We start from the raw sequence: 16,240 nt of genomic DNA, 5'->3' as shown, positions 1-16,240 counted from the left end.
TAAAAAACTTATCTGTTAATAATAACGTACCTTTAAAAAAATATAAAAAGGTACATATGAGGAATTTATTAGTTTCGGTAACAATTTTAGGAATGATGTTTTTTACTTCTTGTAAAAATTCAGACAAATCTGGTGTTGTAGATACAGAAAAACAAGTTGTTATTGATTCAATGAAAGTTGTAGCAGAAAAACAAAGAATTATTGATTCGATGAAAGTTGACGCTGCTAAAATCGCAAAAGAGAAAGAAGTAATTGTAGTTAATAATACTACAAAAACTCAGTCATCAGGAGCAACAACCACAACAACTAAGAGAAAAGGTTGGAGTGGAGCAGCAAAAGGCGCTGTAATTGGCGTTGGTGTTGGAGCAATAACTGGTGCAGCGATTAGCAAGAAAAAAGGAGAAGGTGCCATTATTGGCGGACTTGCTGGAGCTGGAGTTGGCGCTGGAACAGGTGCGATAATTGACAGTAGTAAAAAATAAAAATTTAAAATAAAATTTTTAAAATCCGCAGCAGTAATTGTTGCGGATTTTTTATTTAACTTTGAGTTTTATCTTACTTTATGAAAAAATTCAAAAAAGCATTACTCATTTTTGTTGTGCTACTACTTCTAATTGCACTTTCACTTTACATTTATCTTCAAACAACAAAACCTCAATATGAAGGTGAAGTTGACATAAAAAACATTTCTAAAAACACCGAAGTTTTATTTGACGAGTATGGAATTCCGCATATTTATGCTGCTAATCAAACCGATGCTCAAGTAGTTTTAGGTTATGTTCATGCGCAAGATAGATTATGGCAAATGGAATTATTACGTAGAATTGCCGCAGGAAGATTATCGGAACTTTTTGGGAATAAAGTTTCTAAAACGGATATGTTTTTTGTAGGTTTAGGTATTGATGAAAATTCTGAAAAAGCTGTAGCAAATATTGATAAAAATTCCGAAAGTTATAAATTATCAATGGCTTATCTTGATGGAATAAATCAATACATTGAAAACGGAAAAACTCCAGTCGAATACACTTTATTAGGATTAGAAAAGAAACCATTTACTCTAAAAGATGTTTATAATATCTTCGGATTTATGTCTTTTAGTTTTGCAATGGCTCAAAAAACCGATCCTTTAATGACCGATATTCGTGATAATTTAGGTTCAGAATATTTGAAAGATTTTGGACTTGATGGCTCGCTTGGGGCAGTTCAATTAAAAAACTATGATGGCGAAGTATCTAATTATTCTGAGATTTCTAAACAAGTAGCAAGTATTCTTGATAATTCTCCAGTTCCAGCATTTATTGGAAGTAATAGTTGGGTAATTGGTTCGCAAAAAACCAAAAACGGAAAAGTAATTTTCGCCAATGATCCTCATATTTCTTTTGCACAACCTTGCACTTGGTATGAGGCACATGTTTCATGCCCAGATTACGAAATTTATGGCTATTATTTGGCAGGAACTCCATTTCCACTTTTAGGACATAATCGAGACTATGCTTATGGATTAACGATGTTTGAAAACGACGATATAGATTTGTTTCAAGAGGAAATTAATCAGAAGAATGAAAATCAATACAAGTATAAAAATGAGTTCTTAGATTTTAAGAATCGAAAAAAAACTATCAAAGTAAAAGACAGTTCCGATATAGTTTTGAACATAAAAGAAAGTATTCATGGACCCATTATGAATGGAGTTTTGAATACTATTTCTACCGATAAACCTATTGCACTTTCGTGGATTTATACGCAGCAAAAAAATCAAATTTTAGATGCAGTTTATCATTTAAGTCATTCTAAAAATATAACTGATTTTAGAACAAATATCGAACTCATTCATGCGCCTGGATTAAACATCATGTATGGTGATGCACAAAATAATATTTCATGGACAGCCGCAGGAAAATTGTATAAATTACCTAAAAATGTCAACCCAAATTTTATTCAAAACGGAAGTAACGGAATAGATGACCAAAAAGAGTTTCTTGATTTTTCTAAAAATCCAACAGCCTTAAATCCTAGTTGGAATTATGTGTATTCTTCCAATAATCAGACAGAAGCCGTTGATGGTTATTTGTATCCTGGATATTATTTGCCAAAAGATAGAGCAATGAGAATTGAAAGTATTCTTTTTCCAAAAAACAATTGGACTTCTAAGGATGTTGAAAAAATGATTTTGGATAATACTTCAACCAATTCCGCAAAAAATGCAATAGCAATTGTTTCAAGTTTGAATACAAATGATTTTTCTCGTTTAGAAAAAGACGCAATGTATTCTTTAGTAAAATGGGATGGCGAAAACGAATTAACTACTATTCAATCAACAATTTATAATAAATTAATCTATAGATATTTAGAAAATACGTTTCAAGACGAATTGGGTAAAGATAAATTTTCGGCATTGCTTTCAACACATGTAATTAAGCAAATAATTGAACCTCAAGTAGCTAACGAAAATTCAGTTTGGTGGGACAATTCTAAAACTAAAGATAAAAGAGAAACGCGTAAAGAGATTCTAACAAAATCATTTAAAGAAACCATTACCGAACTCGAAAAACAACTTGGAAAAGACATATCAAAATGGACATGGAATAGAGTTCATACTTTGGAACACGTTCATCCAATTGGTCAAATTGAACTTTTATCTTCATTTTTTAATGTCGGAAAATTTCAAGTGGCAGGAAGTAATGAAGTGATTAATAATTTAATGTTTGGTTTCCCGTCCAATGGGAAATATGAAGTAAAAGCAGGACCATCAACAAGAAGAATTATCGATTTTTCTGATGTTGAAAATAGTGTAAGTATTTTGCCAACAGGAAACTCAGGAAATCCAATGAGTAAGCATTATAATGATCAAGCCGAAATGTACAATCAAGGCAAATTCCGAAAAATGAAGATGAATAAGAAAGAGATTATGGAAACATCAACAAAGTTGGTTTTTGTCAGTAAGAAATCGCAATAAACAACAAGTTTACGCTAGTAAACCCCAATGATTAAAAAAGGCGATTCCATATGTTACCGCTAAAAAATATAATTTAAACATATGAAATAAATATAATTCGATAAATTTGCAAAACCGCTTATAAAAAGATAATGCAAACTCCCAAAAAAATAGCCATTGTAGGTTCAGGTTTAGTAGGAACCTTATTGGCAATCTACCTAAAAAAACTCGGTCATACAGTTCATGTTTATGACAGAAGTCCTGATATTAGAAAAATTAATTTTTCTGGTCGTTCTATTAATCTAGTACTTTCTGATAGAGGAATTAAAGCACTAAAAGATGTTGGTTTAGAAGATGAAGTGCTTGGAATAGGTATTCCTGTTGAAAAAAGAGCGATTCATGTTGGCGTGGACACTGTAAATGAGCAATTTTATGGTAAAGATGGTGAAGTAATTTATTCGCTTTCAAGAGGATTGTTGAATAAAAAAATGGTTGACTTAGCGGAACAAGCCGGAGTTGATTTTTACTTTGAGCAAAAGGTTTGGGATGTAGATTTAAACACTGCAACAATTTCAATTGGTGAAACCGAAAGAGGCGAGTGGTTTACTAAAGACTATGATATTACTTTTGGTGCCGATGGTGCGTTTTCAAGAATTAGACATAGAATGCAACGCCAGAGTATGTTTAACTATTCACAAGAGTTTTTAAATATTGGTTACAAAGAATTAAATATTCCTGCAAATCCTGATGGAAAACATAAGCTAAATAAAAACGCTTTGCATATATGGCCAAGAGGAAATTTCATGCTTATGGCATTAGCAAATCCTAATGGAAGTTTTACGTGTACATTGTTTATGCCCCACGATGGAGAAAATTCTTTTGAAGAATTAAAAACAAAGGAACAATTAGTTGAATTTTTCGCAAAACATTTTCCAGATACAAAAGAAGTAATTCCAAATCTTGTGGAAGATTTCTTTAAAAATCCAACAAGTTATTTAGTTACTATGAAGTGTTTTCCTTGGACTTTTAGTGATAAAGTTGCTCTAATAGGTGATGCTTGTCATGCTATAGTTCCATTTTATGGTCACGGAATGAATGCCGGATTTGAAGATATTACCGTTTTAAATAATATGATTGAAAAATATGGTGATGATTGGGCAAATTTGTTAAACGATTACGAAAACTCTAGAAAACCAAACACTGATGCTATTGCCGAACTTTCCTATAGAAATTTCATGGAAATGAGTTCGAAAACCGCAGATGAAAAATTTCTTCTTCAAAAGAAAATCGAAAAATGGTTTTCAGACAAACATCCTGACAAATGGATGCCATTATATAGTCGTGTAACTTTTAGTTTACAACCGTATTCAGAAGCTTTAGCCATTGGAGATTTTCAAAATAAAATCATGGAAGAAATTTTGAAAATAGAAAATATTGAAAATAAATGGAATTCAGAAGAAGTAGAGAATATGATTATTCAATTATTAAATTCCAAATAAAAAAATCCCAAATCCCAATTTATTTACATTTTGGAATTTGGAATTTCAATATTGGTATTTTACTCGCGATGCACTTTTGTAAAATCGAATGCCGGTTTGCAAATGGCAATATATTCACAAGGTTCATCAAACGGATTAGAATATTGAACTCTTGTATTGGCTTCAATTTTTATAGATTGACCAGTTTCTAAAATTACAATTTCGTCTTCAATAATAAATTGCTTTTTACCTGAAATAATATAAGTGTATTCTTCAAATTCAGGTGTTTGAAAAGGTTCACTCCATTTTGGTGGTGCAATCATATGAGCAATTGAAATGTCATTATTATTGGTTGCAACTTTTCCATGATGTTCTTCAATCAATTTACCATCAGTAGTTGGAACTACAAAAGGTGTTTTTTGGATTAAGTATTTTTTCATAAATCTATTTTCTATATTCTTTTCTTTATTTCCTAAAAATAAAATAAACCGCCAAAATCAAAAAAAACATTCCCATAAAATGATTCCATCTCAATGTTTCATTTTTAAAAAACAGCATTGAGAAAATAACAAAAATTACCAATGTAATTACTTCTTGAATGACTTTTAATTGCAATAAAGAAAAAGGTCCTCCATTGCCTTGAAACCCAATTCGGTTAGCAGGAACTTGAAAGCAATATTCAAATAATGCCAAACCCCAACTGATTAAAACAATCGTAATCAATCCAGCATTTTCAAACCATTTTAATTCTTTAAATTTTAAATGTCCATACCAAGCCAATGTCATAAAAACATTAGAAAGTATAAGCAATCCTATAGTAATGTAACCTTTCATTTGTGTGTTTAAAAGTTTATGTGTTTAGAAGTTTAAAAGTCATAAATACTTCCATCATCCAACTTCCATCATCCATCATCCAACTTCCATCATCCAACTTCCATCATCCATCATCCATCATCCAACTTCCATCATCCATCATCCATCATCCAACTTCCATCATCCAACTTCCATCATCCAACTATTTCTTAAAAATCTTCATCAAAATTCCAAAAACACCACGAATGAAACTTGCACTAGTAACAACTTTTGTTACAGATTTACCAATAACTTCTGCAGTACTTGGTTCGTTACTTTTCTTTTCTTCTACTTCAGTTTCTTCAGCTTGTTCAAATGCTTCTTCAATTTTTTTAGTTAGAATTTCGTAAGCACTTTCTCTGTCGATTTCTTCGGCATATTTTTTTACAAGTTTCGATTTTGCATTGATAGCATCAATTTCAGAATCCACCAAAATATCCATTCTACTTTGAGGAGCACGAAGCATTGTTGCCGCCAAAGGTGTTGGAATTCCTTTTTCGTTTAAAGCAGTTACAAAAGCCTCTCCAATTCCAAGCGAAGTCAAAACTTCATCGGTTTGATAATAATCAGAAGTTGGGTAATTATCTGCTGTTTGTTTGATGGCTTGTCTATCATTTGCTGTAAAAACTCTCAATGCATGCTGAATTTTTAAACCCAATTGTGCCAAAACACCTTTAGGAATATCCATAGGATTTTGTGTTACAAAGTAAACGCCAATTCCTTTCGAACGAATAAGCTTGATAATTGTTTCTATTTGATCTAAAAGTACTTTACTAGCTTCGTCAAAAATTAAATGTGCTTCATCAATGAATAAAACTAATTCTGGTTGATCAACATCACCTTTTTCAGGCATTTGTTGATAAATTTCAGCCAATAAACTCAACATAAATGTCGAGAATAATTTTGGTTTATCTTGAATATCTGTTAGACGTAATATATTAATGTATCCTTTTCCGTTTTCATCGATTCGCATTAAATCATCAATTTCGAATGATTTTTCTCCAAAAAAGAAATCGCCTCCTTGTTGTTCCAATTCAATAATTTTTCTCAGAATTGTTCCGGTTGTAGCCGTTGAAATCTTTCCATAGTTTTCAGAAATTTCATCTTTTCCCTCTTCGGTTATATAATTAAGGACTTTTTTGATGTCTTTTAAATCCAACAAAGGCATTTTGTTATCATCACAATATTTAAAGATAACCGCCATCACTCCAGCTTGAGTATCATTTAAATCTAATATTCTTGAAAATAATACAGGTCCAAATTCAGAAATGGTTGCTCTCATTCTCACACCATCTTGAGCAGAAAGTGTCATTAGCTCAACTGGAAAAGAACTTGTAGAGTAGGGAATATTTATTTTTGTATGACGTTCAGTAATAAAAGGTTTCTCCACGCCAGGTTGTGCTATTCCAGAAAAATCACCTTTTATATCCATCATTAAAACAGGAATTCCAAAAGAAGACAATTGCTCAGAAAGCACTTGAATGGTTTTAGTTTTTCCAGTTCCAGTGGCTCCTGCAATTAATCCATGACGGTTTAATGTTTTCAGTGGAATTCTAACTTGAGTTTCTCCAACAGGTTCGGCGTCTAAAATTGCAGCTCCTAGAATTATACTTTCTCCTTTAGAAGTGTAACCTTCGTTAATGTGCTGAATGAAGTTATCTTTTTTACTCATTATTATGAAAATTAGAATGATTTTTTAATTTAAAGCGAATATAATACATTTTTTTACTTCTCTTAATGTCCCTATATGATTCATTTTTTTACCTCTTCCCAACCTTTTCTGCTTTTTTCACCTCTATAGTAATAATAAATGCAGTTAATTAAACGTTATTAAGATTAGGATTTATTGAGTTTTTAATTAGTTATAATTGAAACTTTTAAACATTTAACATTAAAATTAAATTTTCAATAGAATAAATACTATGAATTTGTATGTTTAAAATAATGATATAAATAACAAAAAAAGTTTTTTTATTTAAACTAAAAAATTAAATTTGCTCCTATTCAAGTTTACTTACAACTAAAACTTATAAATTATTAAAAACTTAAAATTTTAAAAAATGGCAAACGTTAAAAAAGACAACGGTTCAAACGGAGGAGGAATGATTACAGGAATTATCATCGTAGCATGTATTTTAGTAGGTACATTGGTATGGAAATTTATTATGGGTGCAGAATCTAATTTTGAAGCAGGTAGTTTCAACACAGAGCATCCAAAACCAATAAATACTTTAGGTATGGTTTATATGGGAGGATTTATTGTTCCGATTTTATTAGGTATGTTATTGATGGTAGTAGTGTTTTCATTTGAAAGATTCTTTGTAATTTCAAAAGCTGCTGGAAAAGCAAATCTTGATAAATTTATGAATAATGTTCAATCTCATATTAAATCTGGAAATATTGAAGATGCTATCGATGCTTGCGATAAGCAAAAAGGATCAGTTGCAAATGCAATTAAATCTGCTTTAGTTAAGTTTCAAGATGTTAAAAAAGAAGGATTTAATAGTGAAGAAGCTGCTGAGATGATTCATAAAGAAATTGAGGAATCAACAACTTTAGAAATGCCAATGTTAGAAAAACATATGACTATCCTATCTACACTAGTATCTTTAGGTACATTAGGTGGATTATTAGGTACAGTATCAGGTATGATTAAAGCGTTTGGTGCATTAGCAAATTCAGGAACTCCAGACCAAGCGGCACTTGCAACGGGTATTTCTGAAGCGCTTATTAATACTGCAACTGGTATTGCAACTTCTGCATTAGCAATTGTTATGTATAATTTCTTTAACTCTAAAATTGATTCTTTAACTTATTCAATTGATGAGGCTGGTACTTCTATCGTAAATACTTACAGAAGATTAAGAGGGAGTTTAAAATAATAGTAATGATTTAACATTTGATATTATTCAAATTGTTAAATATTAATAAAATTCAAATGGCAAAAATAAAAATGTCTAAAAACGTAGCGTCTATTGATATGACGGCTATGTGTGATGTAGCTTTCCTTTTGCTCACGTTTTTTATCTTAACTGCAACTGCAAAAACACCAGAGGCCTTGCCCGTTACTACTCCAGCATCTACTGTTGAAGTTAAACTTCCTGACACAGGATTAGTTATGTTAACAATAGGAAAAAGCGATGGTAAAGACAAAGTGTTTTTTGGGATGAAAGATAGAGATGTGCGAGCAAAAACTTTGGAATTAATGGCAGCTAAATACAAGCTATCATTTACTCCAGAAGAGACTGCACAATTTGCTTTAATTGACGAGTTTGGTGTTCCTATTCAAGCACTTAAACAGATTATTGCAATGAAAGCTGCGGATAGAAATAAAGAAGGATTGCAACCTGGAATTCCTTTAGATTCTCTAGATAACCAATTAAAAGATTGGATCTATACGGCAAGACAAGCTAATATTGAGCTTGGAAACGATAAAGAGCTAGACTTCGCTATTAAAGGTGATGCTAAACAAGAATATCCAAATATTAAAAAAATTATGGATATTTTACAAGACCAAAAAATCAATAGCTTCAATTTAGTTACTGGTGCAAGAGGTAAAGATTTTTAATATTTAATTATTTAGCAATATGGCAGAATTAAATACCGGCGACGGTGGTGGTAAAAAAGGCGGAGGTAAGGTAAGAAGTAAAAAGCAAAACTCTAAAGTTGACTTAACAGCAATGGTGGATTTGGCATTCTTATTAATCACGTTCTTTATGTTAACCACATCGTTATCTAAACCAAAATCTATGGATTTGGGTTTACCTGACAAAGAAGATGATCCAAAAGATAAAGTTGAAATGAAAACTGACCAAAGAAGAACAGTTACTGTTATTCTAGGTGCAAATGATCAAATTAAATGGTTTCATGGTCTTCTTGAAGCTCCAGAACCAAATGGTAAACCACAAACTACGGGTTATGGTAAAGAAGGAATTCGTAAAGAATTACTTTCAAGAGTAGCATCTGTACCTCAAGTTACTGGTGATAAAGACAAAGGTTTAATTGTAATTATTAAACCAACTAAAAAATCTACATACAAAAATTTAGTAGATATTTTAGATGAGATGGCAATATGTAAAGTGCCTACAAATGCGATTGTTAATGATTTTTCTCCTGAGGAAAATAAATTAGCTGAAGAACTTAACAAAAGTGCTGAATAGTGCTGTAAACTAGATAAAAATGAAATTAGATTTATTAAACAATAAATGGATTGATATCGTTTTTGAAGGACGTAACAAAAGTTATGGTGCTTATGAATTACGTAAGAAAAATACTAGTACTAATGTTCGAGCATTCATAATTGGAGCTATTATTTTTTCTTTAGCGATTGCAGCACCAGTAATCATTGACATGTTACCGAGCGGAACCGATGATGATCAGGCATTAAACGATAAAATTACTAGTATAAAGTTACCTCCAAAAGAGGAAAAACCGAAGGAAAATCTTCCTCCACCTCCACCTCCACCTCCAAAACAAGATGTGGTTAAGTTTGTAAAACCGGTTGTTGCTAAAACTAATGAGGTTACAGAAGAACCGCCTAAAGTTGAGGAATTGAAGGAAACAAAAATTGGGAAAGAAAACATTGATGGTGATCCAAATGCTGGTTTATCTCTTGAACCACCTGGTGATGGTCCAAAAGGACCTGCGGTAGTTGAGGAAGATAATACAATTTATAATTCTGCTGGTATCGAAGTAAAACCTGAGTTTCCAGGTGGTATGGCTAAGTTTTATAAATTTATTGAGAACAACTATAATGTACCTTCTGATAGTCCGGGTGGAAAAGTTTTTATTCAATTCGTTGTTGAAAAAGATGGTTCGTTAACAGATATCAAAATTTTAAGAGATATTGGTTATGGAACTGGAAAAGAAGCTGAAAGAGTATTGAGAAAATCTCCAAGATGGACTCCAGCTGAGCAAAATGGTAAAAAAGTTAGATGTTCATACCAATTACCTATAACGCTTTCTGCTCCTCAAGAAGAATAGTAATGATTAAGAAATTAATTTCAAACTATAAGAAGAAATCGCTTAACGAGCGATTTCTTCTATTTATAGGATTTTTGTTTTTTTTGATTTATTTAACATTTGGTATTGTGCTAATTTTTTGGACTAGTTTTCCAGTTAAATTACAACCAAAATATAGAATAGCATTAGGTATATTATTAATGGCTTACGGTTTTTTCAGATTCTATAGATATTTTAATACTAACAATGATGAAGAATAAAAATTTTCTTTTACTGGCTATACTGCCAATTTTTATAGTGGGATTTATTTTATCATGTAAAAAAAAAGATAGTAATAGTGCAAATTCTGATTCGATTATCGAAGGGCAAACTTCGATTTTAGTTGACGAATCGCTAATGCCAATAGTCGAAGATCAAGCCATTATTTTTCAAACAGATTATAATGCAAAATTAACCTTGTTACCAAAATCGGAAAAGGAAAGTTTAAATGATTTAACGGACAAAAAATCGGGTATCATTGTTCTTTCGCGTGATTTTAACAATGAAGAAATAACTTTTTTTAAAAATAATAGAATCACTCCAAGGTCAACACCATTTGCAATAGATGCTATTACTTTTATTAAAAATACAAAATCAAACGATACTTTAATTGATTTAAAAGAAGTAATCAATTATTTAAAAGGGACTAAAAACAGCATAAAAGGATTGGTTTTTGACAACCCTAACTCAAGTACAGTTAGCTATTTATGCAGATTAGCAAAGATAGAATCACTTCCAAGTGAAGGTGTTTTTTCTTTCAAAACAAATGATGATGTAATTAAATACGTTTCAGAAAATGATGGAATGATTGGTGTAGTTGGAATAAATTGGTTGACACAACCAAAAGCAGCAATGCAAAGATATGTAAATAGTGTAAAAATTTTAAGTGTGAAAACTGCTGATAATAAGTATGTTTACCCTTCACAAGAGAACATAGGAAGTAGAGCATACCCTTTGGCACGCGTTTTGTATATTATAAATTGTCAAGGATATAATGGTTTGGGAATGGGCTTTGCGTCATTCATAGCTGGAGAGATAGGACAAAGAATAATTACACAATCGGGACTAGCTCCAATAAGAGAACCAAGCCGAAATATTAGAATTAGAAATCAAATAGAAAACAAGAAATAAATTACAATAAGATGAGCAAATTTAAAATTTTCAGTATTGCTTTGTTAGCTTCAGCCGCAGTGAGCCAAGCACAAGACTTAGATCAAGCTAGAAAAGCGATTGATGCTGAACAGTATGAAAAAGCTAAGTCATTATTAAAGAGTATTATTCAAACCAAAAGTAATGGTAGAGCATCATTTCTTTTAGGGAATATATATCTAACTCAAAACATCGAGGATTCTGCAAAAATTGCTTTTGACAGAGGTTTATCTTCTGAAGAAGGAAAAATCAATAACATTGGTCTAGGTCAATTAGAATTGAATAGTGGTAATGTTGCTGCTGCAAAATCTAAATTTGATGCAGTAACCAAAGATCTTAAAAAGAAAGATGTTGAAGAGTACATCTATATTGCAAAAGCTTATATGAATGCTGACAAACCTGACTATAAAGCAGCGATTGAAGTTTTGAATAAAGCCAAAGCTGCAAATCCAACTAATGCCTACATACAATTAGCGTTAGGTGATGCTTATTATGGCGAGAAAAATCAAAATGAAGCTTATGCTGCCTATAGAAACGCATACCAATCAGATAGTTCTTTGATTAGAGCTAAAATGCAATTAGGTGTTTTGTTGAAAGGAGCTAAAGCTTACGGTGAAGCAATTAAAGCGTATGATGAAGTTATTGCAATCAACAAAAGTTATGGTCCTGTTTACAGAGAATTAGCAGAGACTTACTATTTGTGGGCTAACAATAAACCTTCTACTTATACAGAAAACATCAAAAAAGCATTAGATAGCTATAATGAGTACATGAAATTAACAGATTATTCATTAACATCTCGTATGCGTCATGCAGACTTCTTAATCTTAGCAAGAGATTATGTAGCTCTAGAAGCAGAAGCAAATGAAATGAAAAAACTAGATAAAGTTAATCCAAGAATTCTGCGTTATTTAGGTTATTCTGCTTATGAAAATGGAAATACAGAAGCAGCTATTACAGCACTTAATGAATTTATTGCAAAAGGAACTAAAATTATACCTGGTGATTACTATTATTTAGGATTAGCTCTTGTAAAAAAATCAATTGGTGCAGATGGGAAAACAGTTGACGCAACAATGTTAAAAAATGGAGCAGCTGAGATTCAGAAAGCAGTTACTATGGAGCCAGTTTTAGCAAATGGTTTGAACGAAATTGGTAAAAAATATTTTGGACAAAAGTTGTATGATGTTTCTTCAGCTATTTTTGAAGCAGCAATTTCCAGTCCAACGTCTAAAAACTATCTTGAAGATAATGTTTATTATGGTCTTTCTGTTTTCACAATCAATAGAGGAAAAGATGCTAAAACTATTGACCTTGTAAGTTTAGATAAAGCTGATAAAGCTATGGATAATGTAATTACAGCATCACCAACTTATCAAGAGGCATATTTATACAAAGCAAGAATTAACAGTTCATTGGAAAAAGATGATGTGATGGCAGCTAACTATGATAAATATTTAACTTATGCATTTGAAAAATTAAAGAAAGATTTAGAGAAAGCAAATGTTGATTTATCAAATAATAATTATATACAAGATTTATATAAAAATACAATTAAAGATTTTAATTATTCGATTTATCAAGATGAGTTAAATAGATTAAAACCAAAATTAACAGAAGCTTATAACAGTATTGCAGCATTCTATGCTAATACTGATAAAGTAAAAGCAAAAGAGTTTTTTGGTAAAACCTTAGTTATAGATCCAACAAATAATTATGCTTTAGAGTCTTTGAAATTGTTGAAATGAGGAGCAGACCCTATAATACCCGAAACTAAAGCTCCTGTAACTACAAAAAAGAAAGTTGTAAAAAAGACAACTAAAAAGAAGAAATAACACTAAGAAACGTCCAAGAAATTGGGCGTTTTTTTATTTACTTATGTTAAAGTTTTGTAAGAAATTATTTCTTTAAATACTAAAGTCTTTATTTCGCAGTTATTTAGAAAAACTAACCAATAAATTTATGCCTAAAACGTTCTACGTCGTACTTGCAATTGTATTCTGCTCCTTTACTTATGGTCAAAACACCTTTAATTTAAAAGGAAAAGTAATTGATGAAGTAACCAAATTACCTATTGAATCAGCAACAGTTTACCTTTCGTCAGCCAAAGATTCAACAGTGATTGACTATACGATTACAGATAAATTTGGAAAATTTGATTTCAAATTAAAGAAAATAGATAAACCAGTTTTTCTAAAAATCTCTTTTGTTACTTACGATGAATATAAAATACCTATAGAGAATGTATCTGCCGACAAAGATTTTGGAACTTTAGCATTAAAAGTTGCTATAAATAATCTAGATGAAGTCATCATCAAGAAAGAAACTCCTCCAATTAGAATTAAAAAAGACACTTTAGAGTTTAATGCATCTTCATTTAAGGTGCGTCCAGATGCTAATGTAGAAACTTTATTGAAACAATTGCCTGGCGTAGAAATTGACGCTGATGGAAAAATAACGGTAAACGGAAAAGAAGTAAATCAAATCCTAGTCAACGGAAAACCATTTTTTGATAAAGATGGTAAAATTGCGCTACAAAATTTGCCTTCAGATATTATAAATAAAGTTCAAGTTTCTGATACTAAAACTAAAAAAGAAGAGCAAACAGGTGCTGCAGCAAGTGCCAATACTGCTAGTATAAATCTAACCATTGACGAAAATAAAAACAAAGGATTTTTTGGTAAGTTCATGGGAGGACAAGGTTCTGATAAACGATATGAATCTAGTACACTTGTAAATTATTTTAAGAATAATAGAAAGATAAGTCTTTTGGCATCATCCAATAATATCAATGCAACTGGATTCTCAATGGATGAAGTTTTTGATAATATGGGTGGCGGAAGAAATAGGAGTGTATGGATTGGTGACAACGGTTCGTTTGGGATAAACGGAAGAAGTTTTGGAGGAAATAAAGGGATTACACAGTCTAATTTAGTTGGATTGAATTATTCTGATGAATGGTTTAAAGATGCAGAAACTTCCTTAAGTTATTTTTATTCAGGAGCAAATTCTAAAAATACCAATAGAACAAGTTTGACTAACTTTCTTCCCTCAGGAAATTTCTCAACAAATTCAAATTCAAATACAAACGAAGACAGATACGTTCATAATGTAACTTCATTATTTGAATTTAAAATAGATTCATTAACAACAATATCATTAGAACCAAATTTCACAAAGTCTAATAACAAAAATAGAAATGTTGCTTCTCAATCTTCTTTTGATGCAGCTAATGCTCTTTTAAACGAAAGTAGCTCAAATAATTTTTATGAAAATAATAATGACTCGTTCAATAATACTTTGTCTTTTACCAAATCGTTTAAAAGAAAAGGTAAAAGTTTAAGTTTTGTTTTTGATAACGAAAATTCTAACACAAAAGAAGATGAAATTGTAAGGTCAACAACTATTTTTTATCAAGGAGCCGATCCAGATGATGTCAGGAATCAGACCAATAATTCTAAAAATATAAGCTCCAATTATAGGGCAGAACTAGAGTTTTATCAGCCAATTACAGATTCACTTCTAGTAAAATTGGGTGTAGAATATAAAATGGATAGAAACAGAGATAGAAGAAATTCTTTTGATTTTGATGCAACAAATGAAACTTATTCTATTGCAAATGATGAATTATCTAATGTTTTCAATTCGTTAGAAAGGACAATTACCCCAAACACAGGTTTAGCCTACAATAGCAAAAAAATGAATTTCAATTTGAATGTTGGAACCACATTAATCAATTTTGATAATGATTCAGAATATTTAAATGTGAAAACCAGTTTAGAAAAAGAATTTGTTTTACCCTACATAAACACTTATGCTAGTTATCGTTTTTCAAAAAGTAAAAACTTATGGATTAACTACAATTACTCTTACACGCTTCCAACTGCAAGACAAATTTTACCAGTAGAAGATTTAGCCAATCCATTGAATACTATAATTGGTAATCCAAATTTAGATTTGAATCAAAATCATGGTATCTATTTTTCTTACAGAGATTTCGATTACGCAACACGTTCTGGATATGGAGTTTATACAGGAGGAAATTTTTACGATAATCAAATTGTATCTTCAACAACATTTGATGCCAATAGAAAAAGAACAACTTCATACGAAAATGTATCTGGTACATATAACTCGTGGTTTGGGTTATATTGGAATAAATCCATCAAAAAAGACGGACACAAATATAGATTTGAACTTAGAGCAAATAACAATTTTGGTTTGTCAAAAGGATTTACCGATGGAGAATTGTTTAGCGCAAAAACATTTACATTCAATCCAAGAGTTAATTTTACATATGAATATGGTGAACTGTTAACGATTAATCCATCGTATACTTATTCTTATAACAAAACTAATTTTTCAAATTATGTGATTGAATCGGCATCCAATTTTATACATCGATTAAACATACAAGTAACAAGTTTTTGGCCAAAAAACTGGACTTTCGGAAACGACTTTGGATACACGTACAACTCAAACATAGCAAGCGGATTCAAGAAAGATTTCTACTTATGGAATACTAGTTTGTCTTATAGTTTTTATCAAAAGAAATTAATGGCAAAAGTAAAAGTGTATGATATGTTGAATCAAAATCAAAACGCAACAAGAAGCATCACAGCAACGTCAATTAGAGATGAAGAAAACGTAGTGCTAAGACGTTACATAATGTTTTCATTAACCTACAAGCTAGAAAAATTCGCAGGAAAAGAAAAGAAATCAGGCGGAATGATGTGGTTTTAATTCAGAATTAAATTTGATAAAAATATACCCCAAAAGCAATTCACTTTTGGGGTATTTATTTTTATATATCGAAGATTTTGAT

General features: G+C 31.0%; 13 protein-coding genes. 10 read left to right on the top strand and 3 right to left on the bottom strand.

Features of this window, described 5'->3' with window-relative positions; translation table 11 throughout:
• Positions 1-56: 56 nt before the first annotated feature.
• From ABD766_RS02920 to ABD766_RS02910, 3 genes are all read left to right on the top strand, one after another.
• Entirely contained in the window at positions 57-482 is a 426-nt protein-coding gene (locus tag ABD766_RS02920; protein WP_344815290.1) for a glycine zipper family protein, read from the top strand.
• Positions 483-562: 80 nt separating this feature from the next.
• The gene (locus ABD766_RS02915) at positions 563-2,956 is read left to right on the top strand and encodes a penicillin acylase family protein (RefSeq protein WP_344815289.1); all 2,394 of its coding nucleotides are present in this window, start codon (positions 563-565) and stop codon (positions 2,954-2,956) included.
• Positions 2,957-3,087: 131 nt separating this feature from the next.
• A complete protein-coding gene (locus ABD766_RS02910) occupies positions 3,088-4,434 on the top strand; it encodes an FAD-dependent oxidoreductase (RefSeq protein ID WP_344815288.1) in 1,347 nt (448 codons plus the stop codon).
• Between the two features lie 59 nt (positions 4,435-4,493).
• Here the strand turns inward: ABD766_RS02910 and ABD766_RS02905 are convergent, their stop codons facing one another.
• The 3 genes from ABD766_RS02905 to ABD766_RS02895 all read right to left on the bottom strand — a co-directional run bounded on the left by ABD766_RS02905 (position 4,494) and on the right by ABD766_RS02895 (position 6,937).
• Positions 4,494-4,853, bottom strand: a complete 360-nt coding sequence (locus ABD766_RS02905) for a cupin domain-containing protein (protein ID WP_344815287.1) — start codon at positions 4,851-4,853, stop codon at positions 4,494-4,496.
• Between the two features lie 25 nt (positions 4,854-4,878).
• Positions 4,879-5,247, bottom strand: a complete 369-nt coding sequence (locus ABD766_RS02900) for a DMT family protein (protein ID WP_344815286.1) — start codon at positions 5,245-5,247, stop codon at positions 4,879-4,881.
• A gap of 181 nt (positions 5,248-5,428) precedes the next feature.
• Positions 5,429-6,937 (bottom strand): helicase HerA-like domain-containing protein, encoded by a 1,509-nt coding sequence (locus ABD766_RS02895; RefSeq protein WP_344815285.1) that lies wholly within the window; start codon positions 6,935-6,937, stop codon positions 5,429-5,431.
• Positions 6,938-7,325: 388 nt separating this feature from the next.
• Between ABD766_RS02895 and ABD766_RS02890 the strand changes: the two genes are divergently transcribed.
• The 7 genes from ABD766_RS02890 to ABD766_RS02860 all read left to right on the top strand — a co-directional run bounded on the left by ABD766_RS02890 (position 7,326) and on the right by ABD766_RS02860 (position 16,158).
• Complete coding sequence (locus ABD766_RS02890) at positions 7,326-8,147, top strand: MotA/TolQ/ExbB proton channel family protein (RefSeq protein ID WP_344815284.1); 822 nt, start codon at positions 7,326-7,328, stop codon at positions 8,145-8,147.
• Between the two features lie 56 nt (positions 8,148-8,203).
• Positions 8,204-8,833, top strand: coding sequence for a biopolymer transporter ExbD (locus ABD766_RS02885; RefSeq protein ID WP_344815283.1), 630 nt, complete (start codon positions 8,204-8,206; stop codon positions 8,831-8,833).
• A 19-nt stretch (positions 8,834-8,852) separates the two neighbouring features.
• Positions 8,853-9,425: an ExbD/TolR family protein gene (locus ABD766_RS02880; protein WP_344815282.1), complete on the top strand. Its 573-nt coding sequence runs from the start codon at positions 8,853-8,855 to the stop codon at positions 9,423-9,425.
• A 19-nt stretch (positions 9,426-9,444) separates the two neighbouring features.
• A complete protein-coding gene (locus ABD766_RS02875) occupies positions 9,445-10,248 on the top strand; it encodes an energy transducer TonB (protein ID WP_344815281.1) in 804 nt (267 codons plus the stop codon).
• 225 nt (positions 10,249-10,473) lie between these two features.
• The gene (locus ABD766_RS02870) at positions 10,474-11,397 is read left to right on the top strand and encodes a PstS family phosphate ABC transporter substrate-binding protein (RefSeq protein ID WP_344815280.1); all 924 of its coding nucleotides are present in this window, start codon (positions 10,474-10,476) and stop codon (positions 11,395-11,397) included.
• Between the two features lie 11 nt (positions 11,398-11,408).
• Entirely contained in the window at positions 11,409-13,163 is a 1,755-nt protein-coding gene (locus ABD766_RS02865) for a tetratricopeptide repeat protein (RefSeq protein WP_344815279.1), read from the top strand.
• A gap of 214 nt (positions 13,164-13,377) precedes the next feature.
• On the top strand, positions 13,378-16,158 hold the full coding sequence (locus tag ABD766_RS02860; RefSeq protein ID WP_344815278.1) for an outer membrane beta-barrel protein: 2,781 nt from the start codon (positions 13,378-13,380) through the stop codon (positions 16,156-16,158).
• Positions 16,159-16,240: the final 82 nt, after the last annotated feature.

It is taken from the genome of Flavobacterium cheonanense, from assembly GCF_039539185.1.
GTDB classification, from domain to species: domain Bacteria; phylum Bacteroidota; class Bacteroidia; order Flavobacteriales; family Flavobacteriaceae; genus Flavobacterium; species Flavobacterium cheonanense.
Note: the sequence above shows the minus strand (reverse complement) of the source record. Positions and strands in the feature narration are given on the sequence as shown.

Bases quoted from the DNA above. Each gene is read 5' to 3' on its own strand.
- ABD766_RS02920 (WP_344815290.1), top strand. From the start codon at position 57: ATGAGGAATTTATTAGTTTCGGTAACAATTTTAGGAATGATGTTTTTT.
- ABD766_RS02915 (WP_344815289.1), top strand. From the start codon at position 563: ATGAAAAAATTCAAAAAAGCATTACTCATTTTTGTTGTGCTACTACTT.
- ABD766_RS02910 (WP_344815288.1), top strand. From the start codon at position 3,088: ATGCAAACTCCCAAAAAAATAGCCATTGTAGGTTCAGGTTTAGTAGGA.
- ABD766_RS02905 (WP_344815287.1), bottom strand. From the start codon at position 4,853: ATGAAAAAATACTTAATCCAAAAAACACCTTTTGTAGTTCCAACTACT.
- ABD766_RS02900 (WP_344815286.1), bottom strand. From the start codon at position 5,247: ATGAAAGGTTACATTACTATAGGATTGCTTATACTTTCTAATGTTTTT.
- ABD766_RS02895 (WP_344815285.1), bottom strand. From the start codon at position 6,937: ATGAGTAAAAAAGATAACTTCATTCAGCACATTAACGAAGGTTACACT.
- ABD766_RS02890 (WP_344815284.1), top strand. From the start codon at position 7,326: ATGGCAAACGTTAAAAAAGACAACGGTTCAAACGGAGGAGGAATGATT.
- ABD766_RS02885 (WP_344815283.1), top strand. From the start codon at position 8,204: ATGGCAAAAATAAAAATGTCTAAAAACGTAGCGTCTATTGATATGACG.
- ABD766_RS02880 (WP_344815282.1), top strand. From the start codon at position 8,853: ATGGCAGAATTAAATACCGGCGACGGTGGTGGTAAAAAAGGCGGAGGT.
- ABD766_RS02875 (WP_344815281.1), top strand. From the start codon at position 9,445: ATGAAATTAGATTTATTAAACAATAAATGGATTGATATCGTTTTTGAA.
- ABD766_RS02870 (WP_344815280.1), top strand. From the start codon at position 10,474: ATGATGAAGAATAAAAATTTTCTTTTACTGGCTATACTGCCAATTTTT.
- ABD766_RS02865 (WP_344815279.1), top strand. From the start codon at position 11,409: ATGAGCAAATTTAAAATTTTCAGTATTGCTTTGTTAGCTTCAGCCGCA.
- ABD766_RS02860 (WP_344815278.1), top strand. From the start codon at position 13,378: ATGCCTAAAACGTTCTACGTCGTACTTGCAATTGTATTCTGCTCCTTT.